The 17,231-nt window shown below is 62.0% G+C and carries 16 protein-coding genes; 3 read left to right on the top strand and 13 right to left on the bottom strand.

Annotated elements, in window-relative coordinates; genetic code table 11:
• The 5 genes from ACTIE1_RS15175 to proS form a co-directional block, all read right to left on the bottom strand.
• Positions 1–548, bottom strand: a 548-nt coding sequence (locus ACTIE1_RS15175) for a hypothetical protein (RefSeq protein ID WP_439563473.1), incomplete at its 3' end; no start/stop codon positions are given.
• 77 nt (positions 549–625) lie between these two features.
• A complete protein-coding gene (locus ACTIE1_RS15170) occupies positions 626–1,309 on the bottom strand; it encodes an ABC transporter ATP-binding protein (RefSeq protein ID WP_439560664.1) in 684 nt (227 codons plus the stop codon).
• Positions 1,302–2,588 carry a lipoprotein-releasing ABC transporter permease subunit gene (locus ACTIE1_RS15165; RefSeq protein WP_439560665.1) on the bottom strand — a complete coding sequence of 429 codons (1,287 nt, stop codon included), beginning with the start codon at positions 2,586–2,588 and terminating at the stop codon, positions 1,302–1,304. Before ACTIE1_RS15165 ends, ACTIE1_RS15170 begins: the two co-directional genes overlap by 8 nt.
• A gap of 109 nt (positions 2,589–2,697) precedes the next feature.
• The gene (locus ACTIE1_RS15160; RefSeq protein ID WP_439560666.1) at positions 2,698–3,264 is read right to left on the bottom strand and encodes a hemerythrin domain-containing protein; all 567 of its coding nucleotides are present in this window, start codon (positions 3,262–3,264) and stop codon (positions 2,698–2,700) included.
• A 203-nt stretch (positions 3,265–3,467) separates the two neighbouring features.
• The gene (proS, locus tag ACTIE1_RS15155) at positions 3,468–4,811 is read right to left on the bottom strand and encodes a proline--tRNA ligase (protein ID WP_439560667.1); all 1,344 of its coding nucleotides are present in this window, start codon (positions 4,809–4,811) and stop codon (positions 3,468–3,470) included.
• Between the two features lie 216 nt (positions 4,812–5,027).
• Between proS and ACTIE1_RS15150 the strand changes: the two genes are divergently transcribed.
• Positions 5,028–5,630, top strand: a complete 603-nt coding sequence (locus ACTIE1_RS15150; RefSeq protein WP_439560668.1) for a L,D-transpeptidase — start codon at positions 5,028–5,030, stop codon at positions 5,628–5,630.
• A 358-nt stretch (positions 5,631–5,988) separates the two neighbouring features.
• On the opposite strand, the gene ACTIE1_RS15145 is transcribed toward ACTIE1_RS15150, so the two are convergent.
• From ACTIE1_RS15145 to nadA, 6 genes are all read right to left on the bottom strand, one after another.
• Positions 5,989–7,371, bottom strand: a complete 1,383-nt coding sequence (locus tag ACTIE1_RS15145) for an MATE family efflux transporter (RefSeq protein WP_439560669.1) — start codon at positions 7,369–7,371, stop codon at positions 5,989–5,991.
• A gap of 43 nt (positions 7,372–7,414) precedes the next feature.
• Complete coding sequence (locus ACTIE1_RS15140) at positions 7,415–8,401, bottom strand: nickel/cobalt transporter (RefSeq protein WP_439563472.1); 987 nt, start codon at positions 8,399–8,401, stop codon at positions 7,415–7,417.
• The gene (locus tag ACTIE1_RS15135) at positions 8,383–9,051 is read right to left on the bottom strand and encodes a DUF1007 family protein (protein ID WP_439560671.1); all 669 of its coding nucleotides are present in this window, start codon (positions 9,049–9,051) and stop codon (positions 8,383–8,385) included. Before ACTIE1_RS15135 ends, ACTIE1_RS15140 begins: the two co-directional genes overlap by 19 nt.
• A gap of 154 nt (positions 9,052–9,205) precedes the next feature.
• Entirely contained in the window at positions 9,206–10,057 is an 852-nt protein-coding gene (gene nadC / locus ACTIE1_RS15130) for a carboxylating nicotinate-nucleotide diphosphorylase (RefSeq protein ID WP_439560672.1), read from the bottom strand.
• On the bottom strand, positions 10,054–11,616 hold the full coding sequence (locus ACTIE1_RS15125; RefSeq protein ID WP_439560673.1) for an L-aspartate oxidase: 1,563 nt from the start codon (positions 11,614–11,616) through the stop codon (positions 10,054–10,056). The genes nadC and ACTIE1_RS15125 overlap by 4 nt, the downstream gene beginning before the upstream one ends.
• Before the next feature lie 4 nt (positions 11,617–11,620).
• Positions 11,621–12,670 (bottom strand): quinolinate synthase NadA, encoded by a 1,050-nt coding sequence (gene nadA, locus ACTIE1_RS15120; RefSeq protein ID WP_439561176.1) that lies wholly within the window; start codon positions 12,668–12,670, stop codon positions 11,621–11,623.
• Positions 12,671–13,047: 377 nt separating this feature from the next.
• On the opposite strand from nadA, the gene ACTIE1_RS15115 reads away from it, so the two are divergent.
• A complete protein-coding gene (locus ACTIE1_RS15115; RefSeq protein ID WP_439560674.1) occupies positions 13,048–14,604 on the top strand; it encodes a trimethylamine methyltransferase family protein in 1,557 nt (518 codons plus the stop codon).
• A 203-nt stretch (positions 14,605–14,807) separates the two neighbouring features.
• On the opposite strand, the gene ACTIE1_RS15110 is transcribed toward ACTIE1_RS15115, so the two are convergent.
• The gene (locus ACTIE1_RS15110) at positions 14,808–15,440 is read right to left on the bottom strand and encodes an outer membrane beta-barrel protein (protein WP_439560675.1); all 633 of its coding nucleotides are present in this window, start codon (positions 15,438–15,440) and stop codon (positions 14,808–14,810) included.
• Between the two features lie 201 nt (positions 15,441–15,641).
• Here ACTIE1_RS15110 and ACTIE1_RS15105 point away from each other — a divergent pair, with 201 nt between their 5' ends.
• Positions 15,642–16,091 carry a YqaA family protein gene (locus ACTIE1_RS15105; protein ID WP_439560676.1) on the top strand — a complete coding sequence of 150 codons (450 nt, stop codon included), beginning with the start codon at positions 15,642–15,644 and terminating at the stop codon, positions 16,089–16,091.
• An 86-nt stretch (positions 16,092–16,177) separates the two neighbouring features.
• Here ACTIE1_RS15105 and trpS read toward each other — a convergent pair whose 3' ends face one another.
• Positions 16,178–17,215 (bottom strand): tryptophan--tRNA ligase, encoded by a 1,038-nt coding sequence (gene trpS / locus ACTIE1_RS15100; RefSeq protein WP_439560677.1) that lies wholly within the window; start codon positions 17,213–17,215, stop codon positions 16,178–16,180.
• Positions 17,216–17,231 lie beyond the last annotated feature (16 nt).

The following is a 17,231-nucleotide window of genomic DNA, read 5'->3' as shown; positions in this document are numbered from 1 at the left end:
AGGATCGCCCCGATGCGGACTTCGATATTCGGGACTGTTTCTGAGTAGACCCGCCAATCCCCATTGGTCTCCACCCACCAGCCGTGATCAACACATATCTGCGATCCTTGCCATTCGATCAAGGTCTTATTTTCATGGTCTGGCACAGGATCGAGTTCTTCTGGGTTGCCACATGAAAGCGTTACCGGCCTACCAATCCGATCAACCGTCTTCTCCGCCCCCAACTGCTCGACCGCTTTGTTGATGCGGTCGGTCATGTGGCCTTCTTTCTGGAACATCACTGTCTGGTGTTTCAGCACCGTCCCCCAGATGACAAAAGGCGCGCCCAGCAGGGCCACGACAAGGCCGCCGACGCCCAGCGACACCTCTCCGCCCCAGAACACTGTGCGGCCCAGCACAACGAAGGCAGACCCGAGCGCCAGAACAAACAGCACGGCCACAACCACGGTCAGAAGCGGCCCCATATGCCGCGCCACGCGCCAGTTCGGTGCATTGCTTACCCCAAGCCAGTCGGTCAGGGTGACATTAGGTCTGGTATCTTTGGTCATCGAAAAACCCCGCCGCTGCAATCACGCCAGCCTATGCCAGCGCAGGGGACGGGGCAAGCAGGGCCAGAGTGCAGGGGTCAGGGGGTGACGACTTCGCCTGTGTCCAGCCGCACCACGCGGTCCATGCGGGCGGCAAGGTCCATGTTATGGGTCGCAATCAGCGCCGACAGCCCTGTGTCGCGCACCAGTCCCATCAGCGCGGCAAAGACCTGATCGGATGTTTCGGGGTCCAGATTGCCGGTGGGTTCATCCGCCAGCAGCAGGCTGGGTTCATTGGCAAGGGCGCGGCAGAACGCAACGCGCTGCTGCTCGCCCCCGGATAGTGCTGCGGGGCGGTGCTCGGCGCGCGGCCCCACGCCCACACGCTCCAGCAGCTCGCGCGCGCGGGCCTCTGCCTGCGCTTTGGGCACACCATTGGCCAGTTGCGGCAAAACGATATTCTCCAGCGCCGAAAACTCCGGCAACAGATGGTGGAACTGATAGATGAACCCCACCTGCCCGCGCCGCGCGGCGGTGCGCGCGTGGTCACCCAGCCGTGTCATATCGGCCCCGTTGATGACCACAGCGCCCGTGTCGGGCGTGTCCAGCAGGCCCGCGATATGCAACAGCGTGGATTTCCCCGCCCCCGACGGCGCGACCAGCGCCACCACCTCGCCGCGATCCAGCGACAGCGACGCGCCGCGCAGCACCGCCACCTCATTCGGGCGGCCCGCGTTATAGGTCTTGGTGATGTCGCGCAGCGACAGGGCCTGATCATTCATAGCGCAATGCCTCAACCGGGTTCATGCGGGCGGCGCGGCGCGCAGGAAAGATGGTGACGATAAACGACAGCGACAGCGACAGGCCCACGGCCTTCAGCACATCTTCCAGCCGCAATTGCGCAGGCAGCGCATAGATGCCGCGAATGGACGGGTCCCAGACCCCGCCGCCGGCCACATAATTCACGAAGCTGAAAATCGTGTCGATATAGATGGCAAACAGGCAGCCCAGCACCACCCCCGCAATCGTGCCCAGCACCCCCACCGAGGCCCCGCAAATGAAAAACACCCGCAACACCGACCCTTCCGACAGGCCCATGGTGCGCAATATGCCAATGTCGCGGCCCTTGTTCTTGACCAGCATAATCAGCCCCGAGATGATATTCATCGCGGCAATCAACACCAGAATGGACAGGATGACGAACATCACGTTGTCTTCCACATCCAGCGCGCGCAGGAATGACCCCGCAGAGTCGCGCCATGTCCACAGCATGACCCGTTCGCCGCCTGCGCGCAGCAGGTCCAGACGCAGGCTGTCAATCTGGTCGGGATTGGCGACCATCACCTCCAGCTCATCAGCGACACCATCGCGGTTGAAATAGGTCTGCGCCTCGTCAAAGGGCATGTATAATCGGGTGCGGTCAATGTCATAGCGTCCGGCGGTGAAGATATAGACCACCTCATAGGCCGAAATACGCGGACTGGTGCCAAAGGCCGTGCGCACCCCGTCAGGTGATATGACGCGCACTGTATCGCCAAGCGCCACATTCAACTCCCGCGCGACGCCCGACCCGATGGCCACCCCTTCGCCAAAACGCTCTATATCCCCCAGCGCCTGTTCGGGATCGGCCACGCGCGGAATGGTGCGCAGATCATCATGCGAAATGCCAAACACCTCCACGCCGGTATTGCGCCCATGCGCGGACACCATGACCTGCCCCTTGATCAGCGGGGCCACGCGGGTGACACCGCGCACGGCGGCAATGCGTTCGGCCATCTCCTGATAATCGTCAATGACGCGGCTGGTGCGTCCGGAATCGTCCACATGCACCGATGAATAAACCGTCACATGCGCATTGGCCCCCAGAATGGTGTCGACAAACTCCGCCCGAAAACCCGACCGCACAGACAATGTGGCAATCAGTGCAAACACCGCCAGCATGATGCCAAGGAATGAAATGACAGTCATTGCACTGACACCGCCCTCGGCGCGGCGCGCGCGCAGATAGCGCCATGCAATCATCCATTCAAACGGGGCGAAGGGGGCGGTATGTCCGGTCATGCGGCGTCCTGCTGCGAATTTTTGGCAACCTCATAGGATTGGCGCGCAAGGTCAAGCCCAAAGCGGTGCAGGGCCGCATCACGGTGACGTTGGGCGGGCGGGTTGCGGGCTACAGCCGCGGCGCGTGGTGCAGGATGACGGGCACGACCAGTTCTTCCTCATCTAGCAGATGGCGGTTCAGGAAGCGCTCGAACCCGTCCAGTTGCGCCAACATGCGTGCGGCATTGGCGCGGGTGTCGGCGTTCCTGTCCCCAAGCGCGCGCAAATGCGTATTGGCCGCATCGGTCAGCGCGGCCAGTTCGCTGTCCAGCGCATGGTGGTCGGCGTCCAGCAACTCGAACCCTTTGGCAAGGCGGGGTTCGGCCACCGTCAGGGCGGGGAAATAATGCGCATCCTCGATCTGGTGGTGACCGTGCAATTCATTGATCAGGAACCCTCCCAGACGCGCGGTTTGCTGGCCATGCGCGCGGGCATCGCGCCCCTTGTCCAGAAAGGCGCGGGTGTCCGCCTGCCACTGCCCCAAAGCCTGCCGGAACATCATATGGCGTTCCAGCCAGAAACGGGTCAAGCCGTCGAAATTCCGGTGGCTTTGCCAGATGTCGCGCGGGTATTGCTCCAGCAATATCCGCAGGGCATCGGGCAGGCCGTCACGCTGGGTCAGGTCAGTTTGGTTCATATGTCACTCCGTTCGGTCGGGAAGGTAACGGTGTGGCTGCGATGGTCAATCGGTTCTGCTGTGCGCGGATGCAGGGGGATTGTGCCACCATCGCACATTGACGCCGACACGGGGTTTCCCAAGGGGGCACCCCCCTTGGGGCGGGTTTGGGCGGCGGCCCATGCGCGCGAAGGGGGGTCGATCCCCCCGCCGCGCGCGCCTTTTTACATATGCGCCGCGTAAATCTGCGCCAGCCGGTCAATGGCTGCCTCTGGTGTCAGTTCCTCGGACTCGCCAGTGCGGCGGCTGGTCAGTTCCACCACGCCCTTGGCCAGCCCGCGCGGCCCGACTGTCAGCCGCCATGGCAGGCCAATCAGGTCCATCGTGGCGAATTTCGCCCCCGCGCGCTCATTGCGGTCATCATAAAGCGGCTCCAACCCGCGCGCGACAAGCGCCTTGTACAATGCGTCACAGGCCGCGTCCGCATCCGCATCGCCCTGTTTCAGGTTGACGATGGCGGCATGGAAAGGCGTGACGCCTTCGGGCCAGATAATACCGCGATCGTCATGGTTGGCCTCGATGATGGCGCCCAGCAGGCGCGACACGCCAATGCCATGGCTGCCCATATGCACCGGCGTGCGCGTGCCATCGGGACCAACGACTGTCGCGCCCATCGCGTCGGAATATTTCGTTCCGAAATAGAAGATCTGCCCCACTTCGATGCCGCGCGCGGTGCGGCGGCGCGCTTCGGGCACCTGATCGTTGAAGATGCCTTCGTCATGGGTTTCATCCGTGCGGGCATAGCGGCTGGTAAATTCTTCCAGCACAGCCTGACATTCCGGCACGGAATCGTAATCGACTTCGCGGTCGCCGAACTTCAGATCGGTGATTTCACTATCATAGAACACTTCCGATTCGCCGGTTTCGGCAAGAACCAGAAACTCATGTGTGTAATCGCCGCCAATCGGCCCGCCATCGGCGCGCATCGGGATGGCTTGCAACCCCATGCGTTCATAACTGCGCAGGTAGCTGACCAGATGACGGTTATAGGCATGCAGCGCCGCGTCCTTGTCCAGATCGAAGTTATAGCCGTCCTTCATCAGGAACTCGCGCCCGCGCATGACGCCGAAACGCGGGCGGATTTCATCGCGGAACTTCCACTGGATATGATACAGCGTCAGCGGCAGGTCCTTGTAGCTGTTCACATGGGCGCGGAAAATATCGGTGATCAGTTCCTCATTCGTCGGGCCATACAGCATGTCGCGGCCGTGACGGTCCTTGATGCGCAGCATTTCCTCGCCGTAATCGTCATAGCGGCCGGATTCGCGCCACAGATCCGCAGATTGCAGCGTGGGCATCAGCATCGGAATATGGCCTGCACGGATCTGTTCGTCATGCACGATCTGTTCAATCCGGCGCAGCACCTTGAACCCAAGCGGCAACCACGAATAGATACCAGCAGAGGCCTGCTTGATCATGCCTGCGCGCAGCATCAGGCGGTGGCTGACGATCTGCGCCTCGGACGGGGTTTCTTTCAGGACAGGCAGGAAATAGCGGCTCAGGCGCATCGGGGGCCTCTCTCGGTGTGACAATTTCAACGCTGGTGTAGGCGAGACTTCGTTCAGGGGCAAGGTGGCGTTGACGGCTTGCGCGCTGTATGTTGCGAAACATGACTGGCATTTGCGCAACGCATGACACTTGCGCACGGCGTCGTGACTTGATTTTCGGAACCGTTTTGCACCATACCCGTTTCAATATATTGAATATGTTCCAAGAGGCCTGAAATGACGAAATCCCCCCTGACCCGACGCAGCCTTCTGTCGACTGCGGGCGCTTTCGCGCTTGGCGGTCTGGCAATGCCCTCGGTTGTGCGTGCGCAAATCCCGCTGGACTTTGAAGAAGAAGCGAATGTCCGAACGGCAAGCCGCAACGTAATGGGCTTTCGCAATCATCACTGGCGCGACCATTTCCAGAATTTGCGCAATGGCGCGATCCTGTGTGACACCTATTCGCGTGCCCTGCACTTCTGGTCGGAAGATGAAAGCATCTATCTGGCGCATCCCTGTTCGGTCCCCATGACCGAGGATTTCACCCGTCGCGGCTATACCGAGGTGACGCTGAAGCGGTTTGAACCCACATGGATACCCACACCCAATATGCGCCAGCGCGACCCAAGCCTGCCTGCCCGTGTCGAAGGGGATGACCCGACAAACCCGCTGGGCACCCGCGCCATGAACCTGAGCTGGCAGTATTACCGCATCCACGGCATCGACAACCCTGCGAAAATCGGGCGTCGTGCGTCAAATGGCTGTTTCGGCCTGCTGAACGAGCATGTCGAGAACCTGTACGAACTGGTCAAGATCGGCACGCAGGTTCGTGTGATCTGAAGCGCTAGCCAACCCATGACAAAAGCCCGCCAGCATGGCGGGCTTTTTATGCCCTGCGTCCGCAAATGGCATGCCAGCGAGGGGGCAAGATCACGCCGGCGGGTGCTTCTGGCCTGAAATGGTCGTCGGGTATTGCCCCAAGGCGCGGAGCAAAGGCCGCAGGCCGCCGCGCCATCGGCGGGCCGTCCCGCGGCCTGCCGATTACTCTGGTGGCACGCCAAGCATTTGGGTCAGGAATGTGCCGCCAGCATAAAGTGAACTTCTTTCACGCCGGATCGGCAGCCCCCGGCCCACCGACGGCGCAGGCTTTTTTCAAAGTGCGAAAGGCCGCATCACACACCCCCCGTGAAAGGGGGGCTTATCTGTCCGCCGCCCAGGGCTTGGCCCCAACGCGCCCCGGTCCGCGCCAGAAGCGCCACATCAGCGCCAGCGCAGCCGCGCTCAGCCCGACAGCAAGACCGGCCCAGATCCCCTCTCCGCCCCAGTTCAACCGGATGCCGAACACATAAGCGACCGGCAAGCCCAGCCCCCAATAGCTGAACGCGGCAATCCACATCGGCACGCGCGTATCCTGCACCCCGCGTAACAACCCCATGCCCATGACTTGCGCCCCGTCTGCAAGCTGGAAGAATGCCGCAATCACCAGAAAGGACGCGCCAATCGCAATAATTGTGTCCCGCGCCGGTTCATCAGGCGACAGAAACAGCCCCACCAGTTGCGGGCCGAAAACGATGTAAACGACCATCGTGGCCAAAGCGAATGTGATCGAGACGAAACTGGCCGCACGCGCACTTTCGCGCAGGGCCTGCTGGTCGTGTCGCCCCCGCGCCCGCCCGACCAGCACCGTGCCCGCATTGGAAAACCCCAGATGCACCATGAACAGAAGCGCCGTAATCTCCAGCGCGATGCCATGTGCGGCCAGTTCATGCGTTCCGATCCAGCCCACCATGATTGCGGCGGCCGAAAACAGCGCGGTTTCCGCAACAAGCGCCACACCGATTGGCCAGCCCAGCCGCCAGACCAGACCCATCGCCGCCCAGTCAGGCCGCCAGAAACGCTGGAACAGCGCATAGCGGCGCAGCGACGGCAGCAGCGCACAATACAGCGCCAGCCCCACGACCGTCGCAATCTGCACCGCGATCGAGGCCAGCGCCGCCCCCCGCACCCCAAGTTCCGGCGCCCCCAGATTGCCGAAAATCAATATCCAGTTCAGCCCGATATTCAGCACCACAGCGCCCAGCGTCAGCAGCAGGGCAATCTGCGTCCGCCCAAGTGCCGCAAGATAGTTTTTCAGCACCATCACGGCCAGCGCGGGCACCAGCGACAGCCCGATAATGCGCAAATACACCTCGGCCAGCGGGACCACATCGGCAGGCTGGCGAAGCAGCGTCAGAAACGCACCAGAGAACCAGAAAAACGGCAAAACCCCGATCCCGAACGCAATCGACAGCCAAAGCCCCATACGCGTGCTGCGGCGCACTTCCGTGTCATCATCGGATGCGGCGGCTGTTGCCACCATTGGCATCACGGCATTTGCAAACCCTGTGCCGAAGATGAACACAGTGAAGAACAACGCCGCCCCGATGACACCGGCCGCAAGGTCCAGCACCCCGTACCAGCCCAGCATGATGGTATCTGTTACAGCCAGCAGGAACTGCGCCAGATGGCTGCCGGCCAAGGGCAAGCCCAAGGCCAGAACAGCGCGCAATTCTTTTCGAAATGGGTATGTCCGCGATCTCATGGCGTTGGCTTTACGCGCCCTTGCCACCCCGCGGCAAGAGGGGTCAGAATATTTTTAACATGTTCAGGGCCAAAATCACGATGGTCACACCGGCCAGCACCTCGACCATGGGCAGTATTGCAGACAAACGGCCCATCCGGCGCGCCCAGCCAAGCGCACCATCACGCGCCAGCACCGCCAGCGCGGCCACTGTCACGGTCACTGACGCTGTGCCCAGTGCCATGATCAGGGCACCGGCGATACCTTGCCAGATCAGGCCCATGCGCCATGTCAAAATCAGCAGAAACAACGCGCCCGTGCAGGGGCGTATGGCAATCGCCCCGATCAGCATGGCGGTATCGCGCCATCCGTGCAGTGCTGCCACCTCGGACATTGTCGGGCCATGGCGATGGCCACAGCTTTCGCATACCCCGTCATGGTCCTCGGCGTGATGGTGATCATGGTGGTGGTGGTGGTTATGATCATGGCCGTGGTGACCACCCCCTGACCCGTGCGCAGGGCCATGCGCCTGCGCAAGCACCGGCTGGCTGTTCCATTGCGCAACCGCGACCCTTCGCGCCCCGCGCCAGACCAACCACGCCCCGACTGCCGCAATCGCAATCAGGCTGGCACGGTCCAGCCATACATCACCTGCATATTGCAGGCTTTCGCGCGATGCATTGAACACCAGCACACCGCCATAAACCAGCATGACCGCGAACGCCCCTTGGGCCAGCGATGCAGCAAACCCCACCCCCATCAAGCGGCGCAAGGGCACTTGCGTGCCTGCCCCGTAAGCGCCCAGCAGGAATTTGCCATGCCCCGGCCCCACAGCATGCACAAACCCGTATGCAAAGCACATAGCCCATAACGCAACCAGCGCGCCCGGCTGGCCTGCATGAAGGGCGCGCAACCCGCCCGCAAGCCGCGCCTGAAATCCGCGTTGTGCGGCCTGCGCCGCTTCTCTCACCCCGTCCAGTCCGCCCAAGCCCCACATAAGCAGAAGCGCAAGCGCAAATACTGTTGCCAGACTCAGGAAGATTGTGCGCATAGGATGCGAACCTCCTCGGAAAACAGGGCCCCTACGGGGGGGAAATCGGCCTCGACATCGCCCCCCGCAGCCAGAAGTTCGTCCAGCGCCGCCTCCAGCTGCGCGCCAGCAGCGTCCCAATCGGGTTCAAAAATGCGCGCAGTGCAATCATCGCGCCCCGTGATGACGGGCGTGTCTGTAATCGTGTAACTGGTGTAATAACTGGGATCGTGGATTGACACGCTCCATTCCGCGGCAGGGTCCGGCGGCTGTGTGAAGCGGCGCAGATGCGAGGAGTGCAATTGCCCATCGCGGTAGTCCGATGTCCATTCGACCGGCCCTGTCAAACCCAGCGCCTGCCCGTTCTGGGCGGCATGCGTGTCACCGTGATAGCCCGGTATCCAGTTCATGTCGAACCCGTCAAGCAGCGGTTCCTCTGCCTCGGTGATGGTGCCGGTGAAGTCGGGGTCAAGCCCCATATCGCTGACCAGTAGCATGGAAAAAAACGGGTCATAGGTCCATGATATCCGCAAGGCTTCGGGCGTGCCGGTGTCGTCAAAAACCAGCTCAAGCTGCGCATCGACAAAGATATGCGGGTGGGCCTGTGCCATATGCGCGCCTGCGCACAGGATCACCCCTGCAGCCAATGACTGTTTTGTCAGTGCTCTCATCGCGTGCCACCTTTGCATATTCATTAGCCTGCGCACGCGCAGGGTTCAACCTGCGGCCTGTGCAACAAGCGGCCTGTTGCCTGTGCAGGGGCGCGCATGGGTGGGCGGGTGGGCGTGACCCTGCACGGGCGACGGGCCGCCATGTCCGGTCGCGCTAGAAATCCAGCCCCAGATCAAGCACCTGGGCGGAATGCGTCAACGCCCCCACAGATATATAATCAACACCTGTTGCGGCCACCTCTGCAATCCGTTCCAGCCGCATATTGCCCGAGGCTTCGGTCACCACATGCCCCGCTGCCATGGCGACTGCGCGCGTCAGGGTCGGCGTGTCCATATTGTCCAGCAACACAACATCCGCACCGCCTGTGTCCAGCACCTCTCGCAATTGCTCCAGCCGGTCCACCTCTATCTCGATGCGCATCATATGGCTGGCCTGAGCCCGCGCGGCGCGCAGCACAGGGACAATGCCGCCTGCCGCCGCAATATGGTTGTCCTTGATCAAAATCGCATCCGACAGCCCGAAGCGATGCGCCGCGCCCCCCCCGTGCAGAACGGCCTGTTTTTCAACCACACGCAGCCCCGGTGTGGTTTTGCGCGTGCAGGTAATGCGCGCCTTTTGTCCCGCAGCTTGGGCCACGAATGCCGCTGTCAGCGTCGCAATCCCCGACAGGCGGCCTGCAAAATTCAATGCCACCCGTTCCCCCGACAGGATGGAACTGGCGGCCCCTTCGATGGTCATGACAGTCTGCCCTGCCACGACCTGTGCACCGTCAGTGGCCAGAACGTCAATCTTCAGGGCGGGGTCGACCAGACGAAACGCAATGGACGCCAGTTGCACCCCCGACACGACGCCCGCATCGCGCGCATTCAAGCGGGCAAGATAGCGCGTGCCTTGTGGAATGACCGCACGGGTTGTCACATCGCCATTCGGGCCAAGATCCTCGATCAGGGCGGCGCGCACCAGCGGTTCCAACAGCATATCGGGCAAGGGGGGATAGTGGGTCATAGGTGCTCCGTCTGGGCAGTGGCGCGCCAGCCCTGCGCCTGTGTCAATGTCATGAAACTGCGGCTGGCCTGCGCCGGGTCGGTCTGCGGAAAATCATCGCGCCAATGTGCACCGCGACTCTCGCGCCGGGCAAGCGCGGCTGCGGAAATCATCATGGCGGTGGCGCACATATTGCGGAAATCAGGGGTGCCGGAATGTGCGGCTTCCAGTTCTTCAATGCGTGTCAGCGCCTGCACCAGCCCTTGCGACGTGCGGCGCACGCCGACATGCGCACTCATGGTCTGGCGCAGTTGCGCAACCGCATCCGCGTCCAGCCCCGCTGCCCCGCCTTGTGGGAAATCCAGTGCGACCGGCGGCGCGTCAACAGGGCCATTCAGCCCCAATGCAATATCAGCCGCCGCCGCCCGCGCAAAAACCAGCGCTTCCAGCACCCCGTTCGAGGCCAGACGGTTCGCGCCGTGCAACCCTGTCGAGGCTGCCTCGCCGCAGGCCCACAACCCTTGCAGGCTGGACCGGCCCTGACGGTCGGTCGCAACCCCGCCCATATGGTAATGCGCCGCCGCCGCCACAGGCACAGGCACCGCCGCGGGGTCCAGCCCCGCACGCACGCAGGCATCATGGACGGCAGGAAAACGCGCGGCCAGATCCGCACCCGTTGCCGCGCGCATATCCAGCATCGGGCGTTGGCCGTCTTGGGTTTGCGCGAATACCGCGCGCGCCACAATGTCGCGCGGGGCAAGATCAGCCTGCGGATGCAGGCCATCCATGAAATACGCCCCTTGTGCATTGACCAGACGCGCGCCCGCGCCGCGCAGCGCTTCGGTCGCCAGGGGTGCGGGGTCCAGCCCCAGATCCATCGCTGTCGGGTGAAACTGGATGAATTCCATATCCGCCATCATGGCGCCTGCGCGCGCGGCCAACCCCATCACCTGCCCGCGAATGCGGGGCGGGTTGGTGGTCAACGCATATAACCCGCCTGACCCGCCACCGGCCAGCAAGACAGCGGGCGCGCGCAACAGCACCGGCTGCGACCCGCCCGCCGCGCGTGCCAGCCATATGCCTGACACGCGCCCATCCACAACGTCCAGCGCCTGCGCCACGACACCTTCCATCACCTGCACAGACGGCGTTGCGCGCACGGTCGCAATCAGGGTTTCCATGATCTTCTTGCCGGCCTGATCGCCCTTGACGCGCACGACACGCGCTGTGGAATGCGCGGCTTCGTGGTTCAGCTGGAACTGCCCGTCGGCGTCGCGGTCAAACGGTGTGCCGCGCGCCGCAAGGTCAAGAATATGGTCGCGCGCCGCCTTGGTGACCATACTCGCCACGTCTGCGTCCACGGTGCCCGCCCCCGCCGCAAGCGTGTCGCTGGCATGCGCGTCGGGGCTGTCATGGGCGGCCATTGCGGCCGCAACGCCACCCTGCGCCCAAGCCGATGACGCCCCTTCGCCCAATGCCTCGGGGGAAATGACCAGCACCGGATGGGGGGCCAGCGACAATGCAGCATAAAGCCCGCCCAGCCCCGCGCCGACAATGACCACGCGATCCGTTTGCAGCACGCCGTCAGGCTTTCGTCGCGGAAAGGTCAATCATACGCTGCACCGCCAGCCGCGCCTTGTCGGCCACGGACGGGTCAACCTCGATCGGGGTGGTCATGGTATGCAGCGACCACAGCACCTTTTCCAGTGTGATCATCTTCATATAGGGGCACATGTTGCAGGGACCGATGAATTCCACATCCGGATGCGCATCAGATATATTCGACGCCATGGAACATTCCGTCACCAGCATGGCGCGGTCGGGGCGTTCGCGGCTGACATAATCCAGAATGCCAGACGTGGAGCCGGAAAAATCAGCCTCGGCCACCACATCGGGGGGGCATTCGGGGTGGGCGATGATGCGGGTGCCGGGATTCCAGTCGCGGAAGTCGCGAATATCCTGCGCGGTATATTGTTCATGCACAATGCATGACCCGTCCCACCACACAATGCGCTTTTCGGGCACCTGCGCCGCCACATTCTGCGCCAGATACTTATCTGGCGTCATGATGATCGTGTCGGCATCCAGCGCCCGAATGATCTGCACCGCATTGGACGATGTGCAGCAAATATCGGATGCGGCCTTCACCTCGGCGGTGGTGTTGACATAGGTGACCACAGGCGCACCGGGGTAGCGGGCGCGCATTTGCGCAACGCCTTCGGCAGTAATGCTTTCTGCCAGTGAACAGCCCGCGCCCATATCGGGCATCAGCACCGTTTTTGCGGGGTTCAGGATTTTCGATGTCTCGGCCATGAAATGCACGCCGCATTGCACGATCACATCTGCGCTTGTGCGTGTGGCCTCAACCGCCAGTTGCAGACTGTCGCCCACCACATCGGCCACCCCGTGAAAGATTTCCGGCGTCATGTAATTATGCGCCAGAATCGCGGCATTACGCTGTTTTTTCAGGCTGTTGATCGCGGCCACATAGGGCGCATGGATCGCCCAGTCCACGGGCGAGACCACCCGCGACATGCGCGCATATTCCGCACCCATGCTGGCGGCCAGTTCAGCGTTTGGCGCCAGATCGTAAATCGCGTTCAAATCCTGACGAATGGCAGGCATGTCCAGCATGGCAAGGCTCCGGTCGCGTTCGGCCCGTTCGGGCAAGATGTGTTGATATGGTGACAAGATGATGCGGATCAAGGAGAAACAAGCCATCCGGCCTGATCCAGTGCCAATAAAGCGCATCATTGCGGGGGGTTGGGCACGTCCTCCTGTTGCCTTTGACCCATAGCGTTAGGCAAGCACTTACCCCTTTGACCCCACGCTGTCCAGACAAGCACCGCAGCACAATGTCGCTTTGCACCCTATTGCGCCGCAAACCGGCGATTGGACGGCAGCGAAGGGCAGTATCAAAGGCGCATGAACAGGCGTTGCGTGCAACCGGCCGGTTGGTCGGACTGTGCGCGCCAGTGCGACGAACAACTTGGGCAAGAGGTGCCGGACAGATGACACAAGCAGCAGAACAAGCGGCAGCGGCACGGCGCGGACGTGGGGGCGGCGGCGCTGCCCGCCGCGCGGCACGCAGCGCGGTCAGCGTGGAAACCGCGCGTTTTATCAGCCGCAATATTCCCAATCTTGATGTCCTCAACGAAGAAGCGCTGGCCATTATCGAGGCCAATGCCGAAACCGTGCTTGCCGAAATCGGTGTGAATTTCGTGGACAACCCCGAAGCGCTGGACCGCTGGCGCGCAGCAGGCGCAGAGGTTACCGGCGAACGTGTGCGCATTCCGCGCGGGCTGGCGCGCCAGCTATGCGCAACCGCCCCCGCCAGTTTCACCCAGCACGCGCGCAACCCCGAACGCAATGTCGAAATTGGCGGGCGTAATCTGGTGCTGGCCCCTGTCTATGGCCCGCCCTTCGTACGCGATGCCGCCAGCGGACGGCGCTATGCCACGATGGAGGATTTTCGCAATTTCGTGAAGCTGGGCTATATGTCCAAATGGCTGCACCATTCCGGCGGCACAGTGTGCGAGCCTACAGACATCCCTGTGAACAAGCGCCATCTGGATATGTTGCAGGCGCATATGCTGTATTCCGACAAGCCCTTCATGGGGTCGGTGACGGAACCCGTGCGCGCCGCCGATTCCGTGGAAATGGCGAAACTGCTGTTCGGTCAGGATTTCGTTGACCAGAACACGGTCATGACCTCGCTGATCAACATCAACTCACCGCTGACATTCGACTCGGTGATGATGGGGGCGCTGGAAATCTATGCGCGTGCCAATCAGGCCTGCATCATCTCGCCCTTCATTGTAGGGGGGGCGATGGCACCCACCACAGTGGCAGGCACGCTGACACAGGTGCTGGCCGAAGTGCTGGCGGGCGTGGCCTATAGCCAGCTTGTGCGGCCCGGTGCGCCGGTCATCTTTGGCGCATTCGTCACATCCATCGACATGAATTCCGGCGCGCCTACATTCGGCACGCCGGAAGCTGCGCTTATCACCTATGGCGCGGGACAACTGGCGCGGCGTCTTGGGTTGCCCTACCGGTCGGGCGGGTCGTTCTGCGGGTCCAAACTGCCCGATGCACAGGCCGCATATGAAACCGCAAACAGCCTGAATATGGCGCTTCTGGCGGGCGTGAATTTCATGCTGCATTCCTGTGGCTGGCTGGAAGGCGGGCTGGTGTCGTCCTATGAAAAATTCGTCATGGATGCAGACCAGTTGGGCGCGCTGCACCATCTGGCACGCGGGATTGACATGTCGGAAAACGGCCAAGCCATGGACGCCCTGCGAGAGGTCGGACCCGGCGGGCATTTTCTGGGGTGCAACCATACGCAGGAAAATTTCAAATCCGCGTTCTGGCGGTCCGACCTGCTGGATTACAAACCCTTCGAGACATGGGACGAAGAAGGCGCACGCGACACGCAGGCACTGGCCAGTGTGCGGGTTTCCAAAATGTTGGGCGATTATCAGCAGCCTGCGCTGGACCCCGCCATCACCGAAGCGCTGCAAGACTATATTGACCGGCGCAAGGCATCAGAACCTGACGCCTTCGGCTGATCCGTTAAATCATGTCGCGTTCATTCGTATTCACGCGACATGCTCTAACTTATTGGTTTTGCATGTTCGAGTAGCTCAAAACCGGTTCCCACTTCTGAGCAACATGCGCCCCGGGCAGCGGCCTGACCCGATCGGGTGCAAAAAACAGGGGCCTGCAAATGATTGCAGGCCCCGTTCGGTTTACTGGCGTTCAGCAGCAGGCATCAGAATTTGAAACCGATACCCACATTCGCGCTTGTGTTGCGCACGCGCGAATTTTCAACGCCAACGGAATTCACCCGTGTGTGCGACAGACCGCCGCGCAGCATTGTGCTGTCATTGAGCATGTAATCCACGCCGACACCGACAGTCCCCCCGGTCGAGGTTTCTGACGACACGCCGCCGCCGCCCGAACGCAGGAAGGTCGGACCTGCATTTACATAGGCAAGCGTGCGCTGGTCAGCCCCCACCGGCACACCGGCCGACAACAGCAGCGATGCGCTGCCGCGAATGCTGTCATCCCCCGGCAAGGTGGAGCTGCCCGGATAGACCGGCGTTACAACACCTTCGACGCCCAGAACGGCCTCGCCCATATCCATACGGTAGCCACCAAACAGGCTTGCTGTGCCGCCGCTGCGGTTGGGCGCATTATTCAGGTTCAGCTGGCCATAGCCCAGTTGTGCACCAGCATAACCACCGGTCCAGCTGAAACGCGGGGCGGGCGGGGTCATGGGGGGTGCGGGCTGTGCCACAGGCGGTTCTGCCATGGCATCGCCGGTTTTGGACATTGACTGTGCGAAAGCAGGCACGGCCAGAAGGCTTGCGGATACTGCTGCGGTTGCGAAGGTCCTGATCATGGTTCTTACCTCATTCATTTGTAGGCTGGCGCCCGTTGCGACGCCCAGGTTGCAGGTAATTGACTTACCCTGACACTGTAACCCACCGGGGCGATCACGGTTCCGCACATCGCAGTGAAGGTGGCGTGAACTGGCATATTTACGCTGATGGCCTTATGGCATGACACACCCCTTACGAATCTAAAGGCCGGTATATCAGACATGACACCCTTGCTTCTTGCGCTGGCAGGCCTGTTCGCGGCTGCGTTTCTGGCGGCAACCGTTATCCCGTTCCAGTCCGAAGCGGTGTTTATTGCCATGCAGGCTGCAAATGTGGCCACAGTTGCAACGCTGGTGGCCGTCGCGTCCCTTGGCAATACACTTGGGGCATTCGTGAATTACGCCATTGGCGCGCGGGTGGAACAGTATCGGGACCGGCGCTGGTTTCCCGCGCGCCCCGCGCAACTGAAACGCGCACAACGCTGGTTCGCCCGTTACGGGGTGTGGTCCCTGCTACTAAGCTGGGCGCCGCTGCTGGGGTGGTTCACGCTGGTTGCGGGCATCATGCGCACGCCCTTGTGGCAGTTCACCATACTGGTCGCCATTGCCAAAACGGTGCGTTACACCCTGCTGGCATGGCTGACCCTACGTGCGGTCGAACTGGTGGCCTGACCGCGCAACGGGCTGCAACAGCGCAACCCCACCAAGCGCCGCGTCAGGCCAGTTGCAACCAGTGCCGCCTGCCCCATTGAACGCGGTTAACGGCCCCGCGACCGGATAAGCCCCACGATGTCGCGGGTCTGGTCCAGAACCGGTTCGGCAATCGCATGCGCGCGCTCGGCCCCGTCCCCAAGAATGCGGTCAATCTCGGCCACGTCCTGCATAAGGCGCGACATTTCGGCATTGATGGGCGACAGTTTGGCCACAGCCAGATCGGCAAGCGCGGGCTTGAACGCACCAAACCCCTGCCCGCCAAACTGCGCCAGAACCTGCGCGGGGGTGATATCGGCAAGCGCTGCATAGATATTCACCAGATTGCGCGCCTCTGCCCGCCCGTCCAGCCCGTCCAGTTGCTCTGGCAGCGGCTCGGGGTCGGTGCGGGCCTTCCGGAATTTCTGGGCAATCGCATCGGCATCATCCGTCAGGTTGATGCGCGACTGGTCGGACGGGTCGGATTTGGACATTTTCTTCGTGCCATCGCGCAGGGACATGACGCGGGTTGCCGCCCCTTCAATGACAGGTTCGACGATGGGAAAGAAATCCACATCATAATCATGGTTGAATTTGATGGCGATGTCGCGCGTCAGTTCCAGATGCTGTTTCTGATCCTCGCCCACGGGCACATGCGTTGCGTGATAGGCCATGATATCCGCCGCCATCAGGCTGGGATAGGCGAACAATCCCACGCTGGCTTCCTCGGCATGTTTGCCGGCCTTGTCCTTGAACTGGGTCATGCGCCGCAGCCAGCCCATACGCGCCACGCAGTTGAAAATCCATGCCAGTTCGGCATGCGCTGGCACCTGCGACTGGTTGAACAGGATCGACCGCGCGGGGTCGATGCCGGACGCAATGAAGCCGGCAGCCAGTTCGCGCGTGGCATGGCGCAGCTTGGCAGGGTCCTGCCAGACAGTGATCGCGTGCAGATCGACGATGCAATAGACCGTCTCGACGCCTTGATCCTGCGCTTCGGCAAAGCGTTTCAGCGCGCCCAGATAATTGCCCAGCGTCAACCCGCCCGAGGGCTGGATGCCGGAAAATATCCGCTTCGGGAAAACCTTGGCCGGGACGTCGGACATGTGATCGGCTCCATAC

The organism is Roseinatronobacter sp., assembly GCF_051859525.1.
GTDB lineage: Bacteria > Pseudomonadota > Alphaproteobacteria > Rhodobacterales > Rhodobacteraceae > Roseinatronobacter.
The sequence above is the reverse complement of the archived record's forward strand: the minus strand, read 5'-3'. Positions and strand labels throughout refer to the sequence as shown.